24 protein-coding genes are annotated in these 24,773 nt (G+C 72.8%); 15 read left to right on the top strand and 9 right to left on the bottom strand.

Translation table 11 applies throughout. From position 1 onward, the window contains the following. The first annotated feature begins 12 nt into the window (after positions 1 to 12). Positions 13 to 945 (top strand): sporulation protein, encoded by a 933-nt coding sequence (locus E1165_RS11680; protein WP_132390659.1) that lies wholly within the window; start codon positions 13 to 15, stop codon positions 943 to 945. An 11-nt stretch (positions 946 to 956) separates the two neighbouring features. On the opposite strand, the gene E1165_RS11685 is transcribed toward E1165_RS11680, so the two are convergent. Next, the gene (locus E1165_RS11685; RefSeq protein WP_132390661.1) at positions 957 to 2,201 is read right to left on the bottom strand and encodes a bifunctional pyridoxamine 5'-phosphate oxidase family protein/GNAT family N-acetyltransferase; all 1,245 of its coding nucleotides are present in this window, start codon (positions 2,199 to 2,201) and stop codon (positions 957 to 959) included. A 36-nt stretch (positions 2,202 to 2,237) separates the two neighbouring features. On the opposite strand from E1165_RS11685, the gene E1165_RS11690 reads away from it, so the two are divergent. After that, positions 2,238 to 3,575 (top strand): aminotransferase class I/II-fold pyridoxal phosphate-dependent enzyme, encoded by a 1,338-nt coding sequence (locus tag E1165_RS11690; protein ID WP_132390663.1) that lies wholly within the window; start codon positions 2,238 to 2,240, stop codon positions 3,573 to 3,575. Positions 3,576 to 3,728: 153 nt separating this feature from the next. Here the strand turns inward: E1165_RS11690 and E1165_RS11695 are convergent, their stop codons facing one another. Beyond that, entirely contained in the window at positions 3,729 to 4,607 is an 879-nt protein-coding gene (locus E1165_RS11695; protein ID WP_132390665.1) for a sulfotransferase domain-containing protein, read from the bottom strand. Positions 4,608 to 4,798: 191 nt separating this feature from the next. Here E1165_RS11695 and E1165_RS11700 point away from each other — a divergent pair, with 191 nt between their 5' ends. The 6 genes from E1165_RS11700 to rny all read left to right on the top strand — a co-directional run bounded on the left by E1165_RS11700 (position 4,799) and on the right by rny (position 11,742). Beyond that, a complete protein-coding gene (locus E1165_RS11700; protein ID WP_132390667.1) occupies positions 4,799 to 5,500 on the top strand; it encodes a UdgX family uracil-DNA binding protein in 702 nt (233 codons plus the stop codon). A gap of 266 nt (positions 5,501 to 5,766) precedes the next feature. After that, the gene (locus E1165_RS11710) at positions 5,767 to 7,113 is read left to right on the top strand and encodes an MFS transporter (protein WP_132390701.1); all 1,347 of its coding nucleotides are present in this window, start codon (positions 5,767 to 5,769) and stop codon (positions 7,111 to 7,113) included. 4 nt (positions 7,114 to 7,117) lie between these two features. Then, a complete protein-coding gene (locus E1165_RS11715; protein WP_132390669.1) occupies positions 7,118 to 7,318 on the top strand; it encodes a DUF3046 domain-containing protein in 201 nt (66 codons plus the stop codon). Between the two features lie 185 nt (positions 7,319 to 7,503). Continuing rightward, positions 7,504 to 8,550, top strand: a complete 1,047-nt coding sequence (gene recA, locus E1165_RS11720) for a recombinase RecA (protein WP_043962471.1) — start codon at positions 7,504 to 7,506, stop codon at positions 8,548 to 8,550. Between the two features lie 14 nt (positions 8,551 to 8,564). Continuing rightward, entirely contained in the window at positions 8,565 to 9,326 is a 762-nt protein-coding gene (locus tag E1165_RS11725) for a regulatory protein RecX (RefSeq protein ID WP_132390671.1), read from the top strand. 649 nt (positions 9,327 to 9,975) lie between these two features. Continuing rightward, the gene (gene rny, locus E1165_RS11730; protein ID WP_132390673.1) at positions 9,976 to 11,742 is read left to right on the top strand and encodes a ribonuclease Y; all 1,767 of its coding nucleotides are present in this window, start codon (positions 9,976 to 9,978) and stop codon (positions 11,740 to 11,742) included. Between the two features lie 58 nt (positions 11,743 to 11,800). On the opposite strand, the gene E1165_RS11735 is transcribed toward rny, so the two are convergent. The 4 genes from E1165_RS11735 to E1165_RS11750 are packed head-to-tail and all read right to left on the bottom strand — an operon-like array spanning position 11,801 to position 15,208. Continuing rightward, positions 11,801 to 12,772, bottom strand: coding sequence for an amino acid ABC transporter permease (locus E1165_RS11735; RefSeq protein ID WP_132390675.1), 972 nt, complete (start codon positions 12,770 to 12,772; stop codon positions 11,801 to 11,803). Beyond that, entirely contained in the window at positions 12,769 to 13,476 is a 708-nt protein-coding gene (locus E1165_RS11740; RefSeq protein WP_132390677.1) for an amino acid ABC transporter permease, read from the bottom strand. The genes E1165_RS11735 and E1165_RS11740 overlap by 4 nt, the downstream gene beginning before the upstream one ends. 39 nt (positions 13,477 to 13,515) lie before the next feature. After that, on the bottom strand, positions 13,516 to 14,394 hold the full coding sequence (locus tag E1165_RS11745; protein WP_132390679.1) for a glutamate ABC transporter substrate-binding protein: 879 nt from the start codon (positions 14,392 to 14,394) through the stop codon (positions 13,516 to 13,518). A 58-nt stretch (positions 14,395 to 14,452) separates the two neighbouring features. Next, the gene (locus tag E1165_RS11750; protein WP_132390681.1) at positions 14,453 to 15,208 is read right to left on the bottom strand and encodes an amino acid ABC transporter ATP-binding protein; all 756 of its coding nucleotides are present in this window, start codon (positions 15,206 to 15,208) and stop codon (positions 14,453 to 14,455) included. A 200-nt stretch (positions 15,209 to 15,408) separates the two neighbouring features. Here E1165_RS11750 and selD point away from each other — a divergent pair, with 200 nt between their 5' ends. Further along, a complete protein-coding gene (gene selD, locus E1165_RS11755) occupies positions 15,409 to 16,398 on the top strand; it encodes a selenide, water dikinase SelD (RefSeq protein ID WP_132390683.1) in 990 nt (329 codons plus the stop codon). Between the two features lie 214 nt (positions 16,399 to 16,612). Next, positions 16,613 to 17,092: a hypothetical protein gene (locus E1165_RS11760; protein WP_132390685.1), complete on the top strand. Its 480-nt coding sequence runs from the start codon at positions 16,613 to 16,615 to the stop codon at positions 17,090 to 17,092. Between the two features lie 65 nt (positions 17,093 to 17,157). On the opposite strand, the gene E1165_RS11765 is transcribed toward E1165_RS11760, so the two are convergent. After that, entirely contained in the window at positions 17,158 to 17,385 is a 228-nt protein-coding gene (locus tag E1165_RS11765) for a DUF2277 family protein (RefSeq protein ID WP_132390687.1), read from the bottom strand. A 52-nt stretch (positions 17,386 to 17,437) separates the two neighbouring features. Here E1165_RS11765 and miaB point away from each other — a divergent pair, with 52 nt between their 5' ends. Next, positions 17,438 to 18,937 (top strand): tRNA (N6-isopentenyl adenosine(37)-C2)-methylthiotransferase MiaB, encoded by a 1,500-nt coding sequence (gene miaB, locus E1165_RS11770; RefSeq protein WP_132390689.1) that lies wholly within the window; start codon positions 17,438 to 17,440, stop codon positions 18,935 to 18,937. A gap of 41 nt (positions 18,938 to 18,978) precedes the next feature. On the opposite strand, the gene E1165_RS11775 is transcribed toward miaB, so the two are convergent. Further along, positions 18,979 to 19,941: a polysaccharide lyase family 1 protein gene (locus E1165_RS11775; RefSeq protein WP_132390691.1), complete on the bottom strand. Its 963-nt coding sequence runs from the start codon at positions 19,939 to 19,941 to the stop codon at positions 18,979 to 18,981. A 387-nt stretch (positions 19,942 to 20,328) separates the two neighbouring features. Next, positions 20,329 to 21,537 (bottom strand): DUF349 domain-containing protein, encoded by a 1,209-nt coding sequence (locus tag E1165_RS11780; protein WP_132390693.1) that lies wholly within the window; start codon positions 21,535 to 21,537, stop codon positions 20,329 to 20,331. A gap of 247 nt (positions 21,538 to 21,784) precedes the next feature. Between E1165_RS11780 and E1165_RS11785 the strand changes: the two genes are divergently transcribed. The 4 genes from E1165_RS11785 to dapF are packed head-to-tail and all read left to right on the top strand — an operon-like array spanning position 21,785 to position 24,771. After that, positions 21,785 to 22,234, top strand: a complete 450-nt coding sequence (locus E1165_RS11785; RefSeq protein WP_243704719.1) for a hypothetical protein — start codon at positions 21,785 to 21,787, stop codon at positions 22,232 to 22,234. Between the two features lie 50 nt (positions 22,235 to 22,284). Beyond that, positions 22,285 to 23,016: a hypothetical protein gene (locus E1165_RS11790; RefSeq protein ID WP_132390695.1), complete on the top strand. Its 732-nt coding sequence runs from the start codon at positions 22,285 to 22,287 to the stop codon at positions 23,014 to 23,016. Continuing rightward, the gene (miaA, locus tag E1165_RS11795) at positions 23,013 to 23,918 is read left to right on the top strand and encodes a tRNA (adenosine(37)-N6)-dimethylallyltransferase MiaA (RefSeq protein WP_132390697.1); all 906 of its coding nucleotides are present in this window, start codon (positions 23,013 to 23,015) and stop codon (positions 23,916 to 23,918) included. The genes E1165_RS11790 and miaA overlap by 4 nt, the downstream gene beginning before the upstream one ends. A 7-nt stretch (positions 23,919 to 23,925) precedes the next feature. Beyond that, entirely contained in the window at positions 23,926 to 24,771 is an 846-nt protein-coding gene (gene dapF, locus E1165_RS11800; protein ID WP_132390699.1) for a diaminopimelate epimerase, read from the top strand. The last annotated feature ends 2 nt before the right edge of the window (positions 24,772 to 24,773 follow it).

Below are 24,773 nucleotides of genomic sequence, written 5' to 3' on the forward strand. Positions count from 1 at the left end.
GGGAGCGGCGGGATGCGGTTGACGGGGGTGGCGCGGGAGTCCGGCGGGATCGGACTGTCGGTGCGCACCACCCTGACCAACCCCAGCACCCGGCCCGGCCTGCGCCTACCCGGGCGGGTGGTGCTCACCGCCGGTCGGGACGACGTGCCGGTCCGGCGCGTCCGGCTGGGGTTGGTCGCCACCGCCGAACCCGATGATCCGGGCTCGCCGCGCCGGTTGGTGCAGTACCACCAGGTGCCGATCGCCGGCCGGTTCGTGGTGCCGGCGGGGCGGCGGCGGGCGGTCGACTTCGCGGTGCCGCTGCCCTGGGAGACCCCGGTGACGATCTTCGGCGGGGTGCCGTTGATGGGGTTGCGCACCGGACTGCGTACGGAGGTCTCCGTCGACCCCGAGCGGGACCGGGGGGCGATGGTGCCGGTCTTCGTCCACCCGCTCCCCACCCAGCAGCATGTCCTGGCCGCGTTGGACACGCTCGGTTTCGTGCTGCGGCAGGCGGGTCTCGTGCAGGGCCGGCTGCCCGGGGTGGAGCAGACCCTGCCGGTGCACCAGCGTCTCGGGTACTGGGTGGCGCCGTTGTACGCCGGCCCGATGACCGAGCTGGAAGTGATCTTCGTGGCGAACTCGGCGGGGCTGGAGGTGCTGCTCTGGGTGGACCGCCGGCTCTCCCTGACCGGGATCAGTCACCAGAGCGTCAGCCGGTTCCGGATCTGGCACACCGGAGCGGCGCAGCGGGACTGGATCGCCACCGTGGACGGCTGGCTACGCGAGACGATCAACCGGCATGCGGCGGCGGCCGGCCGTTCCGACTGGTCGGCTCCGATCACCGAGTCGGCGCACGTCAGTCGCCCGCCGGACCAGCCGGTCGCGCCCGGTTACGGCCTCGGTGGCACCGCCGGCGGGCCGGGCATCGGCGGCGGCGGCGGGGGTGGCGGCGACGGCAGCTGACCGCTGCCGTCTCACCCCACCGGTGCGGCCCGGCGAAGCTTCTCCCGCAGCCTGGCCCGCGCCGTCGGCCACTCGTCGACGGTCATCGCGAACTGCACGGTGTCCCGCCAGGAGCCGTCGGGGCGCTGCCGGTGCATCCGCAGCACGCCCTCCCGGGTCGCGCCGAGCCGCTCGATGGCCGCCTGCGAGCGGCTGTTGCGGATGTCGGTGTGCCAGACCACCCGCACCGCGCCCAGGTCGTCGAAGGCCCGGCCGAGCAGCAGCAGCTTCGCCTCGGTGTTGATGCCCGTGCGCCACCAGGGTCGACCCAGCCAGGTGTGCCCGATCGCCACCGATCGCCGCTGCGGGTCGATCTCGTAGTAGGAGGTGCTGCCGACCACCGCCCCCGTCCGCGCGCAGCGCTGCACCCACGGCACCCGCTCGCCGCGATGCCGGGCGGCGAGCGCGGTGGCGACGATCGCCCGCATGTCGGCGAGCCCGGCCGGCAGCGGGTTGCCCAGGTGGGCGAAGACCTCGGGCTCGGCGGTGGCGGCGAAGAGCTCGTCGGCGTGGGCCAGGTCCAGCGGCTCCAGCAGCACGTGCGCGCCGCGCAACTCTGCCGGCTCCCGCCAGGGTGACACCGGCGCGCGCAGGTACGCCGGCACCGGCGCGGTCACCCCGACGTCCGGCTCGGGCAGCCCGGCGGTCAGCCGCACCGGCACCACCCCGGCCCAGTGCGGCAGGTCGAGGTCGGCCGGCTCGTCCACGACGCCGCCGGTGCGGGCCCGCACCGACACCTCGCGCAACGGCAGGGCCAGCACCGCCGTCTCGGCCAACTCCCGACGGCTCGGTGGGCGGCTGTCGGCGCTCCGCCCGGCGCCCACCTTGTCCACCAGCGCGGTCAGCACCTTCCGCTTCTCGTCCTCGCCGGTGACCAGGTGCGCCACGCCGTGCGCCACCACCGAGCGGTAGTTGGCGCTGTGGTGGAACTGGGAGCGGCCGTAGACCAGCCCGTCGAGCAGCGTGACCGCGACGCACACCGGCAGCCCGGCGTCGCCCCTCGCGGCGAGCAGCGGCCGACCGCCGGTGGAGCCGTGCAGGTAGAGGGTGTCGCCGACGCGTACGTGCAGGGTGGGCAGCAGCCGGGGCTCGCCGTCCACGGCGAACCCGAGTACGCAGTGGTAGGCCTCGTCGAGCACCGCGTGCGCCGCTGCGCGGTCGTAGCTCATCCGGTCCCGGTAGCGGCTGGCGGTGGTCCGCGCGGTCGGGGTGTACATGACATTCCACCTTTGTTCTAGTACAATCTCCGAACTGTGGCAGTACGTTATCAGATCGACGGCGCGACCTCCGCCGCGATTTCGGCCAGCGTGGAAGCGGGCATCCGCGCCGGCGCGCTGGAGCCGGGCGAGCTGCTGCCCGCCGTCCGCGCGCTCGCCGCCGCGCTGGCCGTCAGCCCGGCCACCGTCGCGCGGGCCTACCAGGAGCTGCGCCAGCGGGGCCTGGTGGTCACCGCCGGCCGGCACGGCACCCGGGTGCGGCTTTGCCCACCGGTCGCCGCCCGCCGCGTCGCGCTCCGCCCGACACCCGCGCCGGGCAGTCGCGACCTGTCGCAGGGGCACCCCGACCTGCGGCTGCTGCCCCCGCTCGGCCCACATCTGGCCGCGCTCGCCACCGAGGTCGGCCCACCCGTGGGGTACGCCTCGACCGCCGTGCTTCCCGCGCTCGCCGAGGCCGCCCGGGAGCGCCTCACCGCCGACGGTGTGCCCGCCGAGGAGGTCATTGTCACCGGCGGCGCGCTGGACGGCATCGAGCGGCTCCTCGCCGCCCACCTGCGCCCCGGCGACGCGGTGGCGGTGGAGGACCCGGGCTGGGCCAACCTGCTCGACCTGGTGGCCGCGGCGGGCCTGCGTCCGGTCGGCGTGCCGGTGGACGAGGACGGCCCCACGGTGACCGGCGTGCGGGACGCCCTGGCCCTCGGCGCACGGGCGCTGGTGGTGACCAGCCGCGCGCAGAACCCGACCGGCGCCGCCGTCTCCGCCGGCCGTGCCGCCGCGTTGCGCGAGTTGCTCACCGGCCGTGACGTGCTGCTCGTCGAGGACGACCACGCCGCCGAGTTGGCCCGTGTCCCGTTGCACCCGCTGGCCGGGGCGACTTCGACCTGGGCCTTCGTCCGGTCGGTGAGCAAACCCCTCGGGCCCGACCTACGGCTGGCGGTGCTGACCGGTGACGAGGCGACGGTGGCCCGGGTGGCCGGCCGGGCCCGGGTCGGCGCGGGTTGGGTCTCCACGGTGCTGCAACGTCTCGTGTTGTCGCTGTGGCGCGACCCGGCCACCGCCGCGCTGGTCCGCCGGGCGGGGCAGGAGTACGACCGGCGCCGCGACGCCCTCCTCGCCGCCCTCGCCGACCGGGGGCTGACCGGGTACGCCCGCACCGGCATCAACGTCTGGCTGCCGGTGCCGGACGAGACGGTCGCGGTCACCGCGCTGCGCGACGCCGGCTGGTCCGTCGCGCCGGGCGCGCTCTTCCGGATCGGGGCCGGTCCGGCCGTCCGGGTCACCGTCAGCACGCTGGACGACGCCGAGGTCGGGCCCCTCGCCGACGCGATCGCGGCTGCCGTGCGCCCGACCGGTCCGGCCGGCTTCACCGCCTGAGCCCGCCGACCTGCTGCCACCGACGAGGTTGCCGCGCCCACGGGCGACCAGGCCATGTGCTGCGCACCCGACCCCCGGGGCGGCGCACCCGGCCGCCCCGACCGACCAGATCTAGGCGAGTTGCCGTCCACACGTCCGGGCGGGGGTGACGCGTCAGGTGATGACCGGCCCACGATGGACCCACCGGGCCAGGTCCGGTTCGAAGAGCTCGCGGACGCGTGTTTCGTAGCGTCGCAGGTCGTCCTGGTCGAGCAGGTCACGCCACTGGCCGCTGGCGCCTCGATTGAAGAAGCGGTGTGGGTCCCGCCACAGCGTGATCTCCGGCGCCAACTCGTCCGCGCGGGCGCGCATCGCGTCAAAGCTCGCGGCGTTCAGCAACTCCGGCCACCGCTGCTCGGGGATCTCGATGCCAAGACGCGCCGCGAGCCCCCTCATCTGCCCTTCCAGATCGGTCTTCAGGTCGTCGTAGTGGAGCAGCAGGACATTCGGCTCGTCCCTCGCCTGCCAGAATGTGGACAAGTGACGGCACAGCGCCGGAAGGCCCACCAGCGTGTCGTCGTTGTCGATCCACGACCAGAACCGCTCGCGCGCGGACTCCGACCGCTCCGGCAATCCGGTGGGCGTCGACGGGTCGATGTCATCCATCCCGACCGCGACCGCACGCATCGCCATCGCCACGTCGAGATCGGCGTTGTCGCTGTGGTTGTCCCAGGAGATCGCGACGTCTCGCGGGTCGCGGGCCACGCAGATGTAGGTGATTCGGTCGTCGAAGGGCAGGCCGTCGAGGGGGGTGTGGGTCTTCATGAAGCGGCGATGGGGCTGCGCTTCCAGGTCGGCCAGCACATCGTCGAGGCGGTGGGTCAGGACATCCGGCCAGCGTGATATGGCGTCCAGGGCACGGGGGAGTGCGGGCGTCTGGAATATCAGCAAAGCGCAGATCATCTGCGTCCACGTCGTCCCGCATTTCGGCGGCGAGGAGATCACGATATCTCCGGCACGAAACGGAACGTGATCCCATCTTTCGGTATCCATCAGTATCGTTCGATACCTTGTCGCGGGTGGCCGCACCGTGCACCTCGCCTCGATACCTGAATCATCGACAGCTAGGAATGTAGCGACGGGTTCGTTGGCGGACAAGGAGCCGACTCGGCGTAACCCGGTCCTGGCCCGCGCCGGGCGGGTCCCGCCGCGTGCGCGCCGCCGCGCGGGGTAGAACTGTCGGCATGGCCGAGCAGACCGACGCACCCGGTGCCCAGCACTTCATCCCGCCACAGGCCGACACCCTGGACCAGTTGCGCGCCGCCGCCGCCGGCTGCCAGGGCTGCGAGCTGTACCGGGACGCCTCCCAGACGGTCTTCGGCCGGGGCGACGAGGGTGCCCGGGTGGTCTTCGTCGGCGAGCAGCCCGGCGACATGGAGGACCAGAAGGGTCTGCCCTTCGTCGGTCCGGCCGGGCGGTTGCTGCGCAAGGCGGTGGACGACGCCGGGATCGACCCGGGTCACCTCTACCTCACCAACGCGGTGAAGCACTTCCGCTTCGAGCTGCGCGGCAGGCGGCGGATCCACCAGACGCCGGACCGGGTGCACATCACCGCCTGCCGGCCCTGGCTGGTGGCCGAGTTCTCCCGGCTCCACCCGGAGCTGGTGGTGGTGCTCGGGGCGACCGCCGCGAAGGCGCTGCTCGGCCCCACGTTCCGGGTCACCCGGCAGCGTGGCGAGCTGCTGCCCTGGCCGGCCTCCGCGCAGCGGCCGGAGGACTTCGCCCGGGTACCGGTGGACAGTGCCGGGAAGGTGGCCGACGCCCCCGCCGCGCAGCTGCTCGCCACCATCCACCCGTCCGCCGTGCTGCGCGCCGACGACCAGGACAAGGCGTACGAGGGGCTGGTCGCCGACCTCACCGTCGCCGCCCGCGCCCTCGCCCGCTGACCACTCGTCCTCGGCTGCTCGCCTCCGCCGCCCCCGCCGTCCCGCCGGGCCGTGCCTGGCCTGGCCGTGCCTGGCCTGGCCGTGCCTGGCCTGGCCGTGCCTGGCCTGGCCGTGCCTGGCCTGGCCGGGTGGCCGGCCGAATGTGCCGCTACCTGCGCCATCCGCCCCGCGGTTGGGCCGCAACGCCGCAAGTCGTGCTGGCCGGGGCCGCCGGCCGCCCGGGGCGGGCGGGCTGCTGGCGGGGTGGCCGGTCCGTGTGCGCGAGGATGGGGCAGCACATCGCCCCTTACCGCAGGAGCCCCTCGATGGCCGCGTACCTGACCACACCGACCGCCCCGGCGGATGTCGCGCCGATCCAGCGGCGCACCCTGCGCCTGCTCTTCGGCACCCAGATCATCGGCGGCGTCGGCGTCACCATCGGGATCGCCGTCGGGGCACTGCTCGCCGCCCGGATCGCCGGGACGGCGGTGGCCGGGCTCGCGCAGAGCGCCGCGGTGGTCGGCGCGGCGTTGCTCGCCGTCCCGGTCACCCGCGTGATCACCGGGTACGGCCGGCGGCCGGGGCTGGTGCTCGCGTACCTGACCGGCGCGGTGGGCGGGGTGCTGGTGGTGCTCGCCGCGGCGACCGGCTGGGTGCCGCTGCTCTTTCTCGGCATGCTGCTCTTCGGCGGCGGCACCGCGGCCAACCTCCAGGCCCGCTACGCGGCGGTGGACCTCGCCGAACCGGCCCGGCGGGGCCGGCAGTTGTCGCTGATCGTCTGGGCCACCACCCTCGGCGCGGTGGCCGCGCCGAACTTCGCCGCCCTCGCCGACCGGGTCACGCACCGCTGGGGGCTGCCGCCGCTGGCCGGGCCGTTCGCGTTCAGCGCGGTGGCGTTTGTGCTGGCCGCGGTCGTACTGCTGCTCCTGTTGCGGCCCGACCCGCTGCTCACCGCGCGCCGGCTCGTGGCGGCCGGGGCCGGCGTCGTGCCGCCCGCCGGCCCGCCGGGGGCGGTCGCGCCGCGGGCCGGGATGCGGGCGGCCTGGCGGGTGGTAGTCGCCCGGCCGGCCGCCCGGCTCGGCATCGCCGCCGTCGCGGTCGGCCACCTGGTGATGGTGGCGGTGATGGCGATGACCCCGGTACGCCTCGGCGAGTCGCACTCCGACGTGGACGTGCTGCGGGTGGTGGGCGTGGTGCTGAGCCTGCACATCGCCGGCATGTACGCGCTCGCCCCGGTGGTGGGCTGGCTCACCGACCGGGCCGGCCGGCGCGCGGTGATCCTCGGTGGGATCGCCGTCCTGCTGGCGGCCTGCGCGGTGGCCGGCACCGCCGGGCACCACACGCCGCTGCTCTCGCTCGGCCTGGTGCTGTTGGGGCTGGGCTGGTCGGGGACAATGGTCGCCGGCTCGACCCTGCTGTCGGAGGCGGTGCCGACCGACGTTCGGCCGGGTGTGCAGGGACTGTCGGACCTGACCATGGGGCTGGCCGGGGCGGGCGCCGCGGCGGTCAGCGGGTTTGTCATGCGGGTGGCGGGATATCCGACGCTGACCCTGCTGGCGGCGATCGCGGTGGTGCCCCTGCTGGCGCTAGCGTTGCGTCCGGCGCCGTCCGGGGCGCTCGACGGGGAGGGCTGATCACGTGCGGCTGACCGATTTCTGGACCCGGCTGGAGGAGGCCTTCGGGTCGGGTTACGCGGCCAGCATCGCCAGCGACCAGGTGCTCTCCCAACTGGGCGGGCGGACCATCGTGCAGGCGCTCGCCGAGGGTGAGGAGACACACGTGGTGTGGCGGGCGGTCGTCGCCGCCTATCCCGACCGGGTGCCCGCCCGGCTACGCTGAGCAGCCTTTTCGCCACTTCCGCGTGTCACTTGCCGAGTCGTACATCTGTTCGGCTATTGTCCACAGCGAGGTGCTTGTCCACAGCTCACGGCCGGTCGGCTGGTTTTCTGTCGGACCCAGCGCCTAGCGTGTCCCGCGTGACGCGAAGCTCAGGAAAGACGCCGGCGAAGGCAGGGGTGGCAACCATGGCGGCAGGGCCTGACCGGGAGAAGGCGCTCGACCTTGCTCTCGCTCAGATCGACAAGCAGTTCGGCAAGGGCTCGGTGATGCGGCTGGGGGAGCGGCCGGTCGTCCAGACCTCGGTGATCCCCACCGGCTCGATCGCGCTCGACGTGGCGCTCGGCGTGGGCGGTCTGCCCCGTGGCCGGGTCGTCGAGATCTACGGCCCGGAGTCCAGCGGTAAGACCACGGTGGCCCTGCACGCGGTGGCCAACGCCCAGCGGGCGGGGGGCATCGCGGCGTTCGTCGACGCCGAGCACGCCCTCGACCCGGAGTACGCGAAGGCCCTCGGCGTCGACACCGACGCCCTGCTGGTCTCCCAGCCGGACACCGGCGAGCAGGCGCTGGAGATCGCCGACATGTTGGTCCGCTCCGGCGCGATCGACATCATCGTGATCGACTCGGTGGCGGCCCTGGTGCCGCGCGCCGAGATCGAGGGCGAGATGGGCGACAGCCACGTGGGTCTGCAGGCCCGGCTGATGAGCCAGGCGCTGCGGAAGATCACCGGTGTGCTCAACAACACCGGCACCACGGCGATCTTCATCAACCAGCTCCGCGAGAAGATCGGGGTCATGTTTGGCAGCCCCGAGACCACCACCGGTGGCCGGGCGCTGAAGTTCTACGCCTCGGTCCGCCTCGACGTGCGGCGCATCGAGAGCCTGAAGGACGGCACCGACGTGGTCGGCAACCGCACCCGGGTCAAGGTCGTGAAGAACAAGGTGGCCGCGCCGTTCAAGCAGGCCGAGTTCGACATCATGTACGGCAAGGGCATCTCCCGCGAGGGTTCGCTGATCGATGTCGGTGTCGAGCAGGCGATCATCCGCAAGTCCGGTGCCTGGTACACCTACGACGGCGACCAGCTCGGCCAGGGCAAGGAGAAGGCCCGCGAGTTCCTCCGGGAGAACCCGGACGTGGCCGCCGAGATCGAGAAGAAGATCCTGGAGAAGCTCGGTGTCGGGGTCGGCGCGGGCGACGCCGCCGGCGGCCCGGAGCTGCCGCCGGTCGACTTCTGACCGGTCGCGGCTGAATGGCAGGACGACGTGCCCGTACGGGGCGCGGCTGGGACGCCAGCCCGCCCCGCACGGGTGACGCCACCACACCCCACCCGGCCCGCGCCGGTGACAGCACGCCCCATCCCCGTCGCGCCGGTGACGACGCGGGGCGGTTCCGCCCACGCCGGGGTCGCCGGCCCCATGTCGACGGCGCCGACCCGGAGGCACCGGCCGCCCCGCCGGGTGACGAGGCCGAGGCGGCCCGGGAGATCTGCCTGCGGCAGCTCGCCGTGCGTCCCCGGACCCGGGCCGAGCTGGCCGGGGCACTGGCGAAGCGGGGCATCTCCGACGAGGTCTCGGCCCAGGTGCTCGACCGGTACGACGAGGTCGGCATCATCGACGACGCCGCCTTCGCCCGCGCCTGGGTGTCCAGCCGGCACGCCGGCCGGGGTCTGGCCCGCCGGGCGCTCGCCAACGAGCTGCGCCAGCGCGGCGTGGACGGTGAGGTCGCACAGGAGGCCCTCGGCGAGCTGGACGAGGAGACCGAGACCGAGACCGCCCGCGCCCTGGTGGAGCGGAAACTGCGTACGGCCCGGGGCGAACCCGACGCGGTCTTCCGCCGACTGGTCGGCATGCTGGCCCGCAAGGGTTATCCACCGGGGGTGGCGATCCGGGCGGTGAAGGACGCGCTCGCCGCGCAGAGCGCCGAGGCGGCGGAGTTCGCCGAGCAGATCGACGCGGACGCCCTGGCCGACGCCGAGGGCGAACCGGACCCGGCCACCCGCCCGCTCGGCTGACCGCCGTCGGATCGAGCCCAACCCGAACGGCGGCCTGTTTGTCCCCCGGTGTCCGGCCTGCCGTCAGCCCGGAGTGACGGGGCAACTTCTCTCCGTTCGGGGGGTTTGATCATGAGTTCTTGACCGAACGGCCGTCCGCGACCTAGCCTCGCCATACAGGTTCGAATTGCCCGACCAGCGCAGGCTAAGCGCACAACATAGATCGCGTAACAGAACAGCATCACTTTGGCCAGCTCCGCCGGCCTGTGACGACCACTCCGGACGGCAGGTCCGGAGCCGGTCGACAACTGCAACCGGTTGTCGACGACGCCCGGGGGCGTCGCCGACGGAGAGCTGTACCCATGGCCAGCCGCTCGGTCGGGCGTCCGGGGCCGTGGCGGTTCGTGTCCAGGGCACGGTTCCGCGGCGGCGGCGACTCAGGGGAGGCGGCCATGGCGGCGCGGCACAGGGACCACGGGTCCCCAGGGGGTGTCGGCGGATGCTCGCCGGCCGGCGCGCGGCGACCCCGTGCCAGACGTGGTTCCGGCGGCGCCGACCGGGTCAGGGGCGCTCCGGTCGGCGACGACAGGTGGCCGCCGGGCAGAGGTGGTCCGGCCGGCGGCGATCGGCGGCCCACCAGGAGCCAGCTCGTCGACCGGGGAGCGCGGTCATGACGCCCATCGACGTGGTCCTCCTCATTGTGGTGCTGGTCCTGGCCCTGGTCGTCGTCGGCGCCGTCCTGTTCGGTGTCCGGGTGGTGCGGCAACTCGGTGCGGCGCCGCGGCCGGAGGATCCGGCGTTCATCGCCGAGAAGGACCGCCAGGAGCAGTCCCTGGCCGCGCTGCGTTCCGCAGCGGATGAGGCGAGCAGCACCGTCGACGTGGCGAAGTCCGCCGCCGCGGCGGCCCGGGCCGAGGCGGCCGCGGCCAAGGCCGAGGCGAAGGCGGCGCGGGCCGAGGCCCGGCGGGTGCTCGACGACGCCCGCACCGAGGCCGACACCATCCTGGAGCGGGCCCACAAGCAGGCCGAGATCGACGCGGAGCAGCTGCGGACGACGGCCCGTCGCAGCGGCGAGCGGGAGGTCGCCGTCCTCGCCGCCACCACCCGTGAGCAGGCCGCCGAGGTGGAGCGCCGGGCAACCCGGATGGACGAGCGTGAACGCCTGCACACCGAGGAGGTCGAGCGCCTCGCCGAGCGGGAGCGCCAGCTCACCGCGGCCAGCGCCGCGCTCGCCGAGCGGGAGGCCGCGATCGCCGCCCGGGAGGCGCAGCTGACGGTGGCCGAGGAGCAACGCCGCCGGGAACTGGAGCGGGTCGCCGGCCTGACCGCCGACGCGGCCCGCGCCGAGCTGGTCGAGGTGATCGAGACGCAGGCGAAGCGGGAGGCCGCGCTGCTCGTCCGGGACATCGAGTCCGACGCCCGCAGCACCGCCGAGCAGCGCGCGCGGCACATCGTGGTGGAGGCCATCCAGCGGGTGGCCAGCGAGCAGACCGCGGAGAGCGTGGTCAGCGTCCTGCACCTGCCGGGGGACGAGATGAAGGGCCGGATCATCGGCCGGGAGGGGCGCAACATCCGCGCCTTCGAGTCGGTGACCGGCGTGAACCTCATCATCGACGACACCCCGGAGGCGGTGCTGCTCTCCTGCTTCGACCCGGTCCGTCGCGAGGTGGGCCGGCTCACGCTGGAGAAGCTGGTCCTCGACGGGCGCATCCACCCGCACCGGATCGAGGAGGTGTACGAGCTGGCCCGCCAGGAGGTGGAGCAGCTCTGTCACCGGGCCGCCGAGGACGCCCTGGTCGAGGTGGGCATCACCGAGATCCACCCGGAGTTGGTCACCCTGCTCGGCCGGCTGCGCTACCGCACGTCGTACGGGCAGAACGTGCTCAAGCACCTGGTGGAGACCGCGCACATCGCCGGGATCATGGCCGCCGAGTTGCGACTGGACGTGCCGACCATCAAGCGCTGCGCGTTCCTGCACGACATCGGCAAGGCGCTCACCCACGAGGTGGAGGGGAGCCACGCCATCATCGGCGCCGACCTGGCCCGCAAGTACGGCGAGATCGAGGACGTCGTCCACGCCATCGAGGCGCACCACAACGAGGTGCCGCCGCAGACCATCGAGGCGGTCCTCACCCAGGCCTCCGACGCCTGCTCGGGCGGGCGGCCTGGCGCGCGGCGGGAGAGCCTGGAGGCGTACGTCAAGCGGCTGGAGCGGATCGAGGAGATCGCGGCCGGCAAGCTCGGCGTGGAGAAGGTCTTCGCCATGCAGGCCGGCCGGGAGGTCCGGGTGATGGTCAAGCCGGAGGACGTCGACGACATCGGCGCGGCGGTGCTCGCCCGGGACGTGGCCAAGCAGATCGAGGAGGAGCTGACCTATCCGGGGCAGATCCGGGTGACGGTGGTCCGCGAGTCCCGGGTCACCGAGATCGCCCGCTGAACGACACACGGAAACGGGCCGGCTCGGAACACCGCGCCGGCCCGTCGTCGCGTGCGGGTCAAACCCCGTGACCGGTGCTCTCGGACTGGGAGGCGAGCGCGGCGGGCGGGAGCGGCTGGGCCGGCGTGCCGGCCGTCTTGCGGCCCTGGGAGAGCCGGCGCTGGACGTACTGCGCCAGCTTCGACAGCGAGTAGTTCACCAGGATGAACAGCACGCCGATCACCACGTACACCTGGATCGGGTTGCCGAGTACGCCGATGATCTGCTTGCCGATGTTGAGGGTCTCCTCGTAGCTGATGATGAAGCCCAGCGAGGTGTCCTTGAGCACCACGACGAGCTGGCTGATCAGCGCGGGCAGCATGATCCGGAACGCCTGCGGCAGCAGGATCATCCGGGTGGTCTGCAGCGGGGACAGGCCGATCGCGGCGGCGGCCTCGGCCTGCCCGCCGGGCAGCCCCTCCATGCCGGAGCGCAGGATCTCGGCGATGACCACGCCGTTGTAGACGGTCAGGCCGATGACCAGGTACCAGAGGGTGTCGAAGGTGATGCCGAACTCGGGGAAGCCGCGGGCCACGAAGAAGATGGTGATGACCACCGGCAGGCCACGGAACACCTCGACGCAGACCCGGGTGACCGCCGACAGCAGCAGGCTCAGTCCCCGCAGCAGGTACGCCGCGGGGGCGGCCATCCCGGTGAAGCGACGCCGGGTGAGGCTCTTGAGCTGGATCCGGAGCAGGGCCAGCAGGGTGCCGATCACCAGCGACGCGGCGATGGCCAGCGCGGCGGCGGTGAGGGTGTTCTTCAAGCCGAGGCCGATGCGTTCCCAGACCAGCGGGAAGTTCTCGTTGGAGGGGTCGACCAGCGGCCCCCACAACTCCATCGAGAACTGGCCCTTCTCGTCCAGCGGGCGGTAGATCAGGAAGTACGCCCCGACGATCAGCACCACCGTGGCGACGATGCTGCTGATCAGGGTGATCCGCCGCTGCCGGGGGCCGGGGACGTCGTAGAGGACGGTGGTCTGCTGGCTCACCGGGCCACCGCCTGTCGCTTCTCGATCCGGTCGAGCAGGGCGCCGAGCGGAACGGTCATGATCAGGTATCCGATCGAGATGCCGATGGCCACCGGGACGAAGGCGTAGCCCCCGGCGGAGGTGAGCTGGTCGGCGGTCTGGGAGAGGTCACCGACCACGCCGAAGAAACCGATCAGCGCGCTGTTCTTGATCATTGCGATGATGACCGAGCCGAGCGGCACCACCGACGCCTTCCAGGACTGCGGCAGCACCACGTACCGCAGGTTCTGGCCGAAGGTGAGGCCGAGCGACCGCGCGGCCTCGGCCTGGCCGGCCGGAACGGCGTTGACGCCCGAGCGCAGCGCCTCGCAGACGAACGCGGCGGTGTAGAGCACCAGGGCGATCAGGGCGAAGCGGAAGTACGGCAGGTCGGTGTCGAGCCGGCTGAAGATCGCATCCAGGCCGGGAAGGCGCAGGAAGTCGGCGTTGGAGCCGAGCGCCGGTAGGCCGAAGGCGGCGAAGAACATCACCACGGTCAGCGGCAGGTTGCGGAAGATGTTCACGTAGCCGGTGCCGAGCGCGCGCAGCGGCGGCACCGGCGAGATGCGCAGCACCGCCACGACGGCGCCCAGGATCAGGGCGCCGATCGCGGCGAGCACGCAGATCTGGAGGGTGAGCCAGAAGCCACCCGCAAAGACGTCGAACTTGTCGATGAGTACGTTCACGGGCCGGTCTTCCTCCCCACCCTCCAGATCGGCGGTCGGTCAGTAGCGGTCGATGGTCGGCGGGGTGCCCAGTTCCGCGCCGAACTTGCCGGCGGTGTCGTCCCAGGCCTTCTTCCAGCTGCCGTCGGTGAACGCCTTCTCCAGCACGTCGTTGATGAAGTTGCGGAAGGCGGTGTCGTCCTTCTTCACCCCGATGCCGTACGGCTCCTTGGTGAAGTTGGCGCCGGCCAGCTTGAACGAGGCCTCGTCCTTGGCGATGTAGCCGAGCAGGATCACGTTGTCGGTGGTCACGGCGTCCACCTGGCCGCCCTTGAGGGCGTCGCGGCACTTGTCGTACGTGTCGAAGAGCACGAGCTGGGTGGCGACGTCCTTCACGTACTTCTTGATCTCCTCGGCCGGGGTCGATCCGGTTACCGAGCAGACCTTCTTGGTGCCGTCCTTGAAGGAGTCCGGGCCGGTGATCGCGGTGTCGTCCTTCTTGACCATGATGTTCTGGCCGGCCTCGTAGTACGGTCCGGCGAAGGAGATGCGCTCCTTGCGCTCGGCCTTGATCGTGTACGTCGCCGCGACCAGGTCGACGGTGCCGTTGGCGATGACGTCCTCGCGGACCTTCGACGGCGTCTCGACGTACTCGATCTTGTCCTCGGGGATGCCGAGTTCCTTGACGACGAGCTTGGCGATCTCGACGTCGAAGCCCTCCGGCTTGCCCGACAGGCCCTTCTGGCCGAAGCCCGGCTGGTCGAACTTGGTGCCGACCTTGATCTTCTGCGCCTTGTTCAGCCGCTCCATGGTGCTGCCGGCGGGGAAGGACTTGCTGCCGGCGCCGGTGCCCTCCTCGGCGTTGTTGCCACCGCAGGCAGCCATGGCGAGGGCCAGGGCGGCAGCGGCGGCGACCGCCGCCACGCGCTTCACACGCATACTCTTCTCCTTCTTCGACGGAGCCCGCCCGGGGACGGCCGCTCCACTACGGGGACGCTCAGTGCGTGAGGATCTTGGAGAGGAAGTCCTTGGCCCGCTCGCTGCGCGGGTTGGCGAAGAACTCGGCCGGCGGCGCGTCCTCGACGAGCTGGCCGTCGGCCATGAAGATGACCCGGTTCGCGGCGTGTCGGGCGAAGCCCATCTCGTGGGTGACCACGACCATCGTCATCCCCTCGCTGGCCAGCGAGGTCATCACGTCCAGCACCTCGCCGACCATCTCCGGGTCCAGCGCGCTGGTCGGCTCGTCGAAGAGCATCGCCTTGGGCTGCATGGCCAGCGCGCGGGCGATCGCCGCCCGCTGTTGCTGGCCGCCGGAGAGCTGGGCCGGGTACTTGTCGGCCTGGTTGGCGATGCCGACCCGGTCGAGCAGGGCCAGGCCCCGCTCGCGGGCGGCGGCCGGCTTCTCGCCGCGGACCTTCACCGGGCCGAGGGTGACGTTCTCCAGGATGGTCTTGTGCGCGAAGAGGTTGAACGACTGGAAGACCATGCCGACCTCGCTGCGCAGCCGGGCGAGGGCCTTACCCTCGGCGGGCAGCGGCTGCCCGTCGAAGGTGATGGTGCCCGAGTCGATCGGCTCCAGCCGGTTGATCGTGCGGCAGAGCGTCGACTTGCCGGAGCCGGACGGGCCGATCACGACGACGACCTCGCCCCGGCCGACGGAGAGTGACACGCCGTCCAGCACGTGCAGGGGTCCGAACCACTTGTTGACCCCGTCCAGCACGATGAGCGGTTCGCCCTTCGCCACGTCGTCCACCGTCCCTGTCGTTCGTCCCGGAGAGCGGGGTCGGTCGACCCCCGGTCTGGGCAACTGTAGGCGGGCTGACGTGGCGGAACGCAACCCGGTTGGTCACGGAGCGGTAACACCGGTCCGGGCCGTGGCGCCGCGTCCGGTTTCCGGTGGTCACCGGGCCGCCCCGGGTGGTGCGCACGACGCCTTGCGGAGATCATGGTCGGATGACCGACCGGCTGCGTCTGACCGATTACGCCCGTGGCGGCGGCTGTGCCTGCAAGATCCCTCCCGGGGAGCTGGAGTCGTTGGTGGCCGGGCTCGCTCCGGCGGTCGGCGCCGCCGAGCTGCTGGTGGGGCTCGAGAACGGCGACGACGCCGCGGTGGTCCGGCTGGACGAACGGACCGGCCTGGTCAGTACCGCGGACTTCTTCACCCCCGTCGTCGACGACGCCTACGACTGGGGCCGGATCGCCGCCGCCAACGCACTGTCCGACGTGTACGCCATGGGCGGCAGCCCGCTGGTCGCGGTGAACCTGCTCTGCTGGCCCCGCGATGTACTCCCGCTGGAGTTGGCCCGGGAGGTGCTGCGGGGTGGGCAGGACATCGCCCGGGAGGCCGGCTGCCACCTGGCCGGCGGGCACAGCGTCGACGACGACAGCCCGAAGTACGGCCTCGCGGTCACCGGTCTGGTGCGACCGGAGGAGCTGATCACCCTGGACGCCGGGCGGGCGGGCCTGCCGTTGTCGCTGACCAAGCCGCTCGGCGTGGGGGTGCTGAACACCCGGCACAAGCGGACCGGGGAACGTTTCGAGGCGGCGGTGGCCGCGATGGCGACCCTGAACCGGGACGCCGCCCGCGCCGCCGTCGCCGCCGGGGTCCGGTGCGGTACCGACGTCACCGGCTTCGGGCTGCTCGGGCACGCCTCGAAGCTGGCCCGGGCGAGCCGCCTGACGGTGGCGATCGACGTCGCCCGGGTGCCGTACCTGCCGGGCGCGCGGGAGGCGGTCCGGGACGGGTACGTCAGTGGCGGCACCCGCCGGAACCTGGACTGGGTGACCCCGTGGACGGAGTTCGGTGCGGCCGGGGAGGCGGACCGGCTGCTGCTGGCCGACGCGCAGACCTCGGGTGGTCTGCTGGTCGCCGGGGAGGTGCCCGGGGGCACGGTGGTGGGTGAGCTGCTGCCCCGGGGCGAGCACCTGGTGGTGTTGCGCTGATCCGACCCGACTCGGCGTCCCGCGATGCGCCGGGCCGGCCACCGTACCCGATAAACTGTCATCTTCCCGCTACTCCGAGCAATGAGGCTCGGAGAATTTTGCCCGGAATGGTCACAGACCGGTAACTTGCCCCCGGCTGAGGTCATATGCACCCCACCATCGTCTGTAAGGCCCGATCCGGAGGCCGGTGGGACGAACGCAGCGAGGAGGCGGCGTGACCGAGCTGTGGAACTGGAGAATCGACCGGGCGGCACCGGTGGAGGTGTACCCGGCCCTGGCCGAGGCGATCGGCCGGGTGGTGATGCCCCTCGCCGTCGCCGACCCCGCGCGGCTGCCGGCGTACGCGGTGGTCTGCGACGTGTGGGAGGCGCCGGGTGAGTTCGGCACGGTCGTGGACTGCTACGGGGTGCCGGAGTCGCTGAACGAGCACACCAGCGTCGCGGCGCTGGCCCGGCTGCTGGGCCGCAACTGCCTGCTGGCCGATGACACCCTCGACGCGGGCCGGCACCTGCTGGTCGCGCCGGACGGCACCATCCGGCCGGTGCACCTCGAGGTGACCGAGACCGACGACGGCGAGGTGCTGACCAACCAGCGTCTGTGCACCCTGGCCCATCCGGGCTGTCGCGGCTGGTCCCGGTGCCACCGCTCGAAGTGGGCCCCCGACTCGATCAACCCGGCCCTCGCCGCCGCCTGACCGGTCGCGACCCGCCCGGGTCGCCCGACCCGCTCGGGCGGCGGTGTCGAGGGCCGGGCGGCCGGTCAGCGGGTCGCGGCGGGGCGGGAGCCGCGTACCTGCAACTGGTCCAGCAGGGAGGCGGTCGCGGCGGCGACGGCCTGCACCGCGGCGTCGAACGCCTCGGCGTTGTGGGCGGCCGGCGCCCGGAACCCGGAGATCTTCCGGACGTACTGCAACGCCGCCGCCTGGATGTCCGCCGGGGTCACCTCCGGCACGTACGGCTCACGCAGGGTCTTGATGCTGCGGCACATGGCTCCTCCTCGTTCGGGTCGGTCCGGTCGGCCCGGATACGCTGTGCACGTCATGACTACCGCAGCCGAACGCAGCCCGCGCACCTACCAGGTGCGCACGTACGGCTGCCAGATGAACGTGCACGACTCCGAGCGGATCTCCGGCCTGCTGGAGCGGGCCGGTTACGTCCGTGCCGCCGGGGCCGACGACACTCCGGACGTGGTGGTGTTCAACACCTGCGCCGTCCGGGAGAACGCCGACAACCGGCTCTACGGCAACCTCGGTCACCTGCGACCCGTCAAGGACAGGCACCCGGGGATGCAGATCGCCGTCGGCGGCTGCCTGGCCCAGAAGGACCGCGGCGACATCGTCCGCAAGGCTCCCTGGGTCGATGTGGTCTTCGGCACGCACAACATCGGCTCGCTGCCGGTGCTGCTGGAGCGGGCCCGGCACAACGCCGCCGCCGAGGTGGAGATCCTGGAATCCCTCGACGTCTTCCCGTCGACGTTGCCGGCCCGACGGGAGTCGACGTACGCCGGCTGGGTGTCGATCTCCGTCGGCTGCAACAACACGTGCACGTTCTGTATCGTGCCCGCCCTGCGCGGCAAGGAGAAGGACCGCCGCCCCGGCGACATCCTCTCCGAGGTCCGCGCCCTGGTCGACGAGGGCGTGCTGGAGGTGACCCTGCTCGGGCAGAACGTCAACTCCTACGGCGTGGAGTTCGGCGACCGGTACGCCTTCGGCAAGCTGCTGCGTGCCTGCGGCGACATCGACGGGCTGGAGCGGGTCCGGTTCACCAGCCCGCACCCGAAGGACTTCACCGACGACGTGATCGCCGCGATGGCCGAGACGCCGAACGTCTGCCCCTCGCTGCACATGCCGTTGCAGTCCGGCTCCGACGACGTGCTGCGGGCGATGCGCCGGTCGTACCGGTCGGAGAGGTACCTGGGAATCATCGAGAAGGTCCGGGCGGCGATGCCGGACGCGGCGATCACCACCGACATCATCGTCGGCTTCCCCGGCGAGACCGAGGCCGACTTCCAGCGCACCCTGGACGTGGTCCGCGCGGCCCGGTTCTCCTCGGCGTTCACCTTCCAGTACTCCAAGCGCCCCGGCACTCCGGCCGCCACCATGGACGGCCAGCTGCCCAAGCAGGTGGTGCAGGAGCGCTACGAGCGGTTGGTCGCGACGGTGGAGGAGATCACCTGGGCGGAGAACCGCAAGCTGGTGGGGGAGACCGTCGAGGTGCTGGTCGCCGTCGGCGAGGGGCGCAAGGACGAGCTCACCGGCCGGCTCTCCGGCCGGGCCCGTGACGGCCGTCTGGTGCACTTCGCCGCCGGCGCGTACGCCGGGTCGATCCGCCCCGGCGACATCGTGCGCACCACGGTCAGCTACGCCGCCCCGCACCATCTCAACGCCGACGGCGAGCCGCTGTCGCACCGGCGTACCCGGGCCGGTGACGCGGCCGAGGCCGGGCGCTCCCCGCGTACCCCGGGGGTGTTGCTCGGGTTGCCCACCGTGGGCGCCCCGGCGGTGGCGCCCGCGCCGACGACGGGCTGTGCCGCCCACTGACGGCGTCGGGGCCCGCCGGGTGGCGGGCCCCGAACCGGTTGTCAGACCGAGATCTTTCCGGCGCCCGCGCCGGCGGTCACGATCGACTTGACGCTGCTGGCGGCGTCGAGCGGGTACGGGTAGGGGATGCTCCGGACGCTGCCGCCGGCCTGCCCGCCGCCGGAGTTGACGAAGTGGTTGTTCCGGGCCACCAGGGTGCCCGGTCCGGAGCTGCCCTCACCGAGGTGGTACGGGTCGGGGACGCTCTCGAAGTAGTTGCCCTCGACGAGGACACCGGCGTTCATCGTGGACGCCACGCCGTAGCCACGGTTGGCGCGGTAGTAGTTGTTGAACACGTGCACCGGGTTGCCGAAACGGACCCGGGGGTGGCGTTGGTTGCTGCCGTCGAAGTGGTTGTGGTGGTAGGTGACCCGTAGCCGTCCGGTGTCCTGGCTGGCGTTGCTGTCGCTGTGCCCGAGCAGCATCGACTTGTCGTGGCTGTGGACGCGGTTCCAGGACACGGTGACGAAGTCCGAGCCGCGCTTGATGTCGACCGCGCCGTCGTACCCGCTGGTGAAGGTGTTGTGGTCGATCCAGATGTTGGTCGCGTACTCCTGCACGTTGATCGCGTCGTCGTTCCAGTTCCGGAAGGTCAGGTTGCGGATGATGACGTTGCGGTCGCCGCTGATGTTGAAGCCGCAGCCGGCGATGGTGGCGCCGGAGTTGCCGAGGATGGTCTTGTTGGAGCGGACCCGCAGCATGCCGGAGCAGTTGATGGTGCCGGAGACCCGGATGATCGAGGCGCTGCCGGAGCCGAGGGCGGAGGTCAGCGCGGAGGCGCTGGTCACCGTGGTGGTTGGGGCGTTGCCGCCGCCGGTGGTGCCGCCGTTCTGGGTGGCCCAGCCGACCAGGTAGTTCGGGGCGGCGGCGGCCGGTGTGGTGCTGAGGGTGAGCGCGGAGGCGGCGAGCAGCGCGGCGGTGGTGGCGGCGAGCAGGGTCTTCGGACGTCGGGATGTGGTGCGCATGGTGCTTCCCTTCGGTGGTGGCGGGGCTCGCGGACCGTCGGCCGACCCTGCTGGCGCCATGCCCGTCGGCGTCGAGGTCGGCCGGGGACGGTGGTCGGCGTGCCCTGCCGGTGTGGACGTGCGGGGTGAGAAGCGGCTCCCGTGCCACGCTTGCCCGGCATGCCGAGGCAAGCGCTTTCCTTGATAGAAGCACAGACGCTCATCAATGTAAAGTGCCTTGCCACCTGCGGAAATGATCAGTGGCTGTGGCGGCGAGGGCGGTCGTCGCCGGTTGCCGGAAGCCGCCCGCCGGTCGGCGGGGAGCGGCCGGCGAAGGGGCCCACGAGGTGCGGACGGGCGGAAGCCCCCGGCCCGTCAGGGGGCCGGGGGCTTCCGGAGCGGGTCAGGTCAGCCGGCCTGTTCGGCCAACTGGAGGAACTGCCGCTTGGCGGCGAGGGCCTGCTCGGCCTCCTTGATCCGGCGGGCGTCCCCGGCGGCCTGCGCCCGGGCCAGCCGCTCCTCGGCCTCGGCGACCTGGGACCGCATCTGCGCGAGCAACGGATTGTCCTGTGGGGTGGTGCGCCGCCAGGCCGAGTCCATGACCTCGCGAACCCGGTCGTCCACCGCGCGCAGCCGGCGCTCCAGCCCGGCGGCGGCCTCCCGGGGCACCCGGCCGGCCTCGTGCCACTGCGCCTGGATCTCCCGCAGCCTGGCCTGCGCGCCCTTCGGGTCGGCGTCGACGTCCAGCGCCTCGGCCTCGGCCAGCAGCGCCTGCTTGCGCTCCAGGTTGGCCCGCTGCTCGTTGTCCCGGGCCGAGAAGACCTCGCTGCGCCGGCTGAAGAAGGCGTCCTGCGCGGCCCGGAAGCGTTCCCAGAGCTTCTGCTCGGCCTCCTTGGACGCGCGCGGGGCGGCCTTCCACTGGTTCATCAGTTCCTTGAGCTGGTTGGCGGTGGCCGCCCACTCGGTGGAGTCCCTGAGCTTCTCGGCCTCGGCGACCAACTCCTCCTTGACCGTCTGCGCCTGCTTGCGCTGCTGGTCGAGGGAGGCGAAGTGGGCGCCCCGGCGCCGGGTGAAACCGTCGCGGGCCGCGGCGAAGCGCTTCCACAGCTCGCCGTCGGTCTTCTTGTCGACGCCGCGGATGGTCTTCCACTCGTCGAGGATCTCCTTGAGGCGGTCCCCGGCGGTCTTCCAGCCGGTCGACTCGGCGGCGATCTTCTCCGCCTCCTCGACGAGGGCGGTCTTGCGCGCGAGAGCCTCGACCCGGGCGGCGTCCCTGGCGGCGCGGGCCTCCCCGGCCTTGTCCTCGGCGACCGCGGCGAGCTTGTCCAGCCGAGCGGCCAGCGCGTCGATGTCGCCGACGACGTGCGCCTCGGCCAGCGAGGCGCGGATCCGGCGGATCGTGGTCAGCGAGTGGCCGGCGTCCGCCGCGCCCGAGTTGAGCCGGGCCTCGGTCAGGTCCACCTCGGTCACCAGGTCGGCGAAGCGTCGGGCGAAGTGGGCCAGCCCCTCCTCCGGGGCCCCCGCCTGCCAGGATCCGACCACCCGCTCACCCTCGGCGGTCTTGACGTACACGGTGCCGTCCGCGTCCACCCGTCCGAAGGCAGTCCAGTCGCTCATGTGCCCATCCTCGTTCTCCCGGCGTCGACGGGACTTCGCCCTCGATCGCCGCCACGGCGCAGCCAACTTGCTCTCGGCATTGTCACAGGTCTCACCCTGCCCGCGTCGAGCGCCTGTCTCTGACCGTGACCATACGGTGTCCTGCCATTCACCGACAGGGTGCGTGGGGAGTGTCGACCATCGACGTGGGCTGTACCGTACGACGTACGACAAGTGGTCCGCCCGGCGGGCCGGCGAGGAGGAACAGATGACGCAGTCCCGGAGCCGAATGACGCCCCCGGCCGACCCGGGTTTCGCGCCGGGCGCGGCGGCCCTGGCCGAGTTGGACGAGTGGTTCCGCCGCTACGACGCCCTGGCGGAGGCCGGCGACGTGGCCGGCACCGCCGAACTGGCCATGTTCCCGCTCAACACGGTCACCGACGACGCGGCCGGGGAGGGATCCGCCCGGCAACTCGACCGCGCGGCGTACCTGGAGATGATGGGCGGCGTCCTCGCCGGCGGCGGCGACCTGAAGATGGAGTCGCGCCGCACGCCGTACTTCCTCACCCCGAGCCTGGTCGTGGTCTTCACCGAGGCCGAGTTCACCGTCGACGGCGAACGCCGGCAGGTGCGCTACGCCGACCTGCTGGTCCGCGCCGGCGGCCAGTGGCGGTTCCAGACCATGGTGCAGGGCGGCTGGGGCGGCCAGCCCGACTGAGCCGGCGGGTGCGGGGGCGCCGGGCCCGGCGGTGCCGATACGGTTGCCGGGTGCCCCTGGTCGCCGCCGCCGTCTGCCCGCACCCGCCACTGATCGTGCCCGAGTTGGCCGGCGCCGCCGCGCCCGAACTGGACGGGCTCCGCGCCGCCTGTGACGCCGCCGTCGCCGGGCTGCTCGCCAGCGACGCGGAGAGCGTCCTCGTGGTCGGCGGCGACGACCGCGACGCCAGTCTGGACCACCCGTTCCGGGGAACCTTCGCCCCCTGGGGGCTGCCGCTCGAGGTCCAGCTCGGTCGCCTCCCCGACGGACGAGTCGGCACCGACCGCCTCCCCCTCAGCCTGCTGGTCGGCGCATGGCTGCTGAGTCGGCGGCGACCGGAGGAAGCGCGCCGGACCAGTTGGCGGATGGCCACCGTGGCGCACCACGCACCGGCCGAAGAGTGCGCCGCCCGGGGCGCCCGGGCCGGCTCCGACCGACCCTGGGGGCTGCTGGTGATGGGGGACGGGTCGGCGTGCCGGGGCCCGCAGTCGCCCGGCTACCACGACCCGCGCGCCGAGGCGTACGACGAGGGGGTGGCCCGGGCCCTTGCCGACGCGGACGCCGAGGCCCTGCTCGACCTGGACCCGGCGCTCTCGGCGGAGCTGAGGGTCGCCGGCCGGGCGCCCTGGCAGGTGCTGGCCGGCGCGGCCCGCGCCGCCGGCGGCGACTGGCGCGGCACATTGCGCCACCACTCGGCCCCCTACGGCGTCGCCTACCTCGTGGCCTCCTGGGAGCGGGCATGACCGTCGTCGCGGTGGTCGGGCCCACCGCGGCCGGCAAGTCGGCGCTGAGCATCGCTCTGGCGCACGCCCTGGACGGCGAGGTGGTCAACGCCGACTCGATGCAGCTCTACCGGGGCATGGACATCGGCACCGCCAAGCTCACCCCGGCCGAACGCGAGGGCGTGCCGCACCACCTGCTCGACATCTGGGCGGTCACCGAGCCGGCCAGCGTCGCGGAGTACCAGCGGCTGGCCCGTGCCGCCGTCGACGACATCCTGGCCCGGGGGAGGGTGCCGCTGCTGGTCGGCGGCTCCGGGCTGTACGTGCGGGCGGTGCTGGAGCGGTTCGAGTTCCCCGGCACCGATCCGGCGGTCCGCCAGCGCCTGGAGGCCGAGCTGGCCGCCGTCGGCCCGGCCCCGCTGCACGAGCGGCTGCGCGCGACCGACCCGGCCGCCGCGGCGAGCATCCTGCCCGGCAACGGCCGGCGGATCGTCCGCGCCCTGGAAGTCATCGAACTGACCGGGACGCCGTTCACCGCCTCCCTGCCGCAGCCCACGCCGTACTACCCGTCCGTGCAGCTCGGCGTCGACCTGGACACCGCGTCGCTGGACGAGCGGATCGCGCGGCGGGTCGACCGGATGTGGGCCGACGGGCTGGTCGCGGAGACCCGCACACTGGTCGGCCACGGCCTGGCCGAGGGGCGTACGGCCAGTCGGGCGCTCGGCTACCAGCAGGTGCTGCGGTTCCTCGCCGGCGAGACGACCGAGGCCGAGGCGCACGACGAGACGATCCGGGCCACCCGCCGCTTCGTCCGCCGGCAGCGCTCCTGGTTCCGTCGTGACCCGCGCGTCCACTGGCTGGACTCGGCGTCGCCGGGCCTGGTCGACACGGCGTCGCGGGTGGTCGCCGCGCATCGGGGATGATGGGGGCGTGGAGTTCACCAAGGGCCATGGCACCGGCAACGACTTCGTCATCCTGCCCGACCCGGACGGCACCCTCGACCTGACCCCGGGCCTGGTCGCCGCGATCTGCGACCGACGGCGCGGCGTCGGCGGTGACGGCGTGCTGCGGGTGGTACGGGCCGCCAAGCACCCCGAAAGCGTCGGCCTCGCCGGCGAGGCCGAGTGGTTCATGGACTACTGGAACTCCGACGGCTCGATCGCCGAGATGTGCGGCAACGGCTCCCGGGTCTTCGTCCGCTACCTGCTGGAGAACGGGCTGGCCACGCCGTCCGGCGCCGCGCTGCCGGTGGCCACCCGGGCCGGTGTCGTGCGGGCGCGGGTCGAGACCCACACCATCGCCGTCGAGATGCGCCGTCCCCGGGTGTACGACGCCTCGGCCGCGACCCTGGGCGGGCTGACCCTGCCCGGGACGGCGGTGGACGTGGGTAACCCGCACCTGGTCTGCGCGCTGCCGGCCGGTCTGGAGTTGGCCGGCCTGGATCTCACCCGGGCCCCCGAGTACGATCCGGCGGTCTTTCCCGCCGGGGTGAACGTCGAGTTCGTCACGCCGGGTGAGCCGGTCGCCGACACCGACGGGCACGTGCTGATGCGGGTGTACGAGCGCGGCTCGGCCGAGACGCTCTCCTGCGGCACCGGGGCGTGCGCGGTCGGCGCGGTGGCGCTGCGCGACGTCGGGCGGGACACCGGCACGGTGGCGGTCGACGTACCGGGCGGCCGTCTCACGGTCACGCTCACCGAGAGTTCCTGCTGGCTCTCCGGCCCGGCGGTGCTGGTCGCCACCGGCGAACTCACCCCCGCGGCCCTGCGCGGGTAGCC

This window comes from Micromonospora sp. KC723, from assembly GCF_004348595.1.
GTDB lineage: Bacteria > Actinomycetota > Actinomycetes > Mycobacteriales > Micromonosporaceae > Micromonospora.

Excerpts from the sequence above, each read along its gene's own strand:
- recA (WP_043962471.1), top strand. The coding sequence starts at position 7,504 with ATGGCGGCAGGGCCTGACCGGGAGAAGGCGCTCGACCTTGCTCTCGCT.
- E1165_RS11700 (WP_132390667.1), top strand. The coding sequence starts at position 4,799 with ATGGCCGAGCAGACCGACGCACCCGGTGCCCAGCACTTCATCCCGCCA.
- rny (WP_132390673.1), top strand. The coding sequence starts at position 9,976 with ATGACGCCCATCGACGTGGTCCTCCTCATTGTGGTGCTGGTCCTGGCC.
- selD (WP_132390683.1), top strand. The coding sequence starts at position 15,409 with ATGACCGACCGGCTGCGTCTGACCGATTACGCCCGTGGCGGCGGCTGT.
- E1165_RS11775 (WP_132390691.1), bottom strand. The coding sequence starts at position 19,941 with ATGCGCACCACATCCCGACGTCCGAAGACCCTGCTCGCCGCCACCACC.
- E1165_RS11725 (WP_132390671.1), top strand. The coding sequence starts at position 8,565 with ATGGCAGGACGACGTGCCCGTACGGGGCGCGGCTGGGACGCCAGCCCG.
- E1165_RS11695 (WP_132390665.1), bottom strand. The coding sequence starts at position 4,607 with ATGGATACCGAAAGATGGGATCACGTTCCGTTTCGTGCCGGAGATATC.
- E1165_RS11685 (WP_132390661.1), bottom strand. The coding sequence starts at position 2,201 with ATGTACACCCCGACCGCGCGGACCACCGCCAGCCGCTACCGGGACCGG.
- E1165_RS11780 (WP_132390693.1), bottom strand. The coding sequence starts at position 21,537 with ATGAGCGACTGGACTGCCTTCGGACGGGTGGACGCGGACGGCACCGTG.
- E1165_RS11745 (WP_132390679.1), bottom strand. The coding sequence starts at position 14,394 with ATGCGTGTGAAGCGCGTGGCGGCGGTCGCCGCCGCTGCCGCCCTGGCC.
- E1165_RS11785 (WP_243704719.1), top strand. The coding sequence starts at position 21,785 with ATGACGCAGTCCCGGAGCCGAATGACGCCCCCGGCCGACCCGGGTTTC.
- miaA (WP_132390697.1), top strand. The coding sequence starts at position 23,013 with ATGACCGTCGTCGCGGTGGTCGGGCCCACCGCGGCCGGCAAGTCGGCG.
- E1165_RS11765 (WP_132390687.1), bottom strand. The coding sequence starts at position 17,385 with ATGTGCCGCAGCATCAAGACCCTGCGTGAGCCGTACGTGCCGGAGGTG.
- miaB (WP_132390689.1), top strand. The coding sequence starts at position 17,438 with ATGACTACCGCAGCCGAACGCAGCCCGCGCACCTACCAGGTGCGCACG.
- E1165_RS11710 (WP_132390701.1), top strand. The coding sequence starts at position 5,767 with ATGGGGCAGCACATCGCCCCTTACCGCAGGAGCCCCTCGATGGCCGCG.
- E1165_RS11680 (WP_132390659.1), top strand. The coding sequence starts at position 13 with ATGCGGTTGACGGGGGTGGCGCGGGAGTCCGGCGGGATCGGACTGTCG.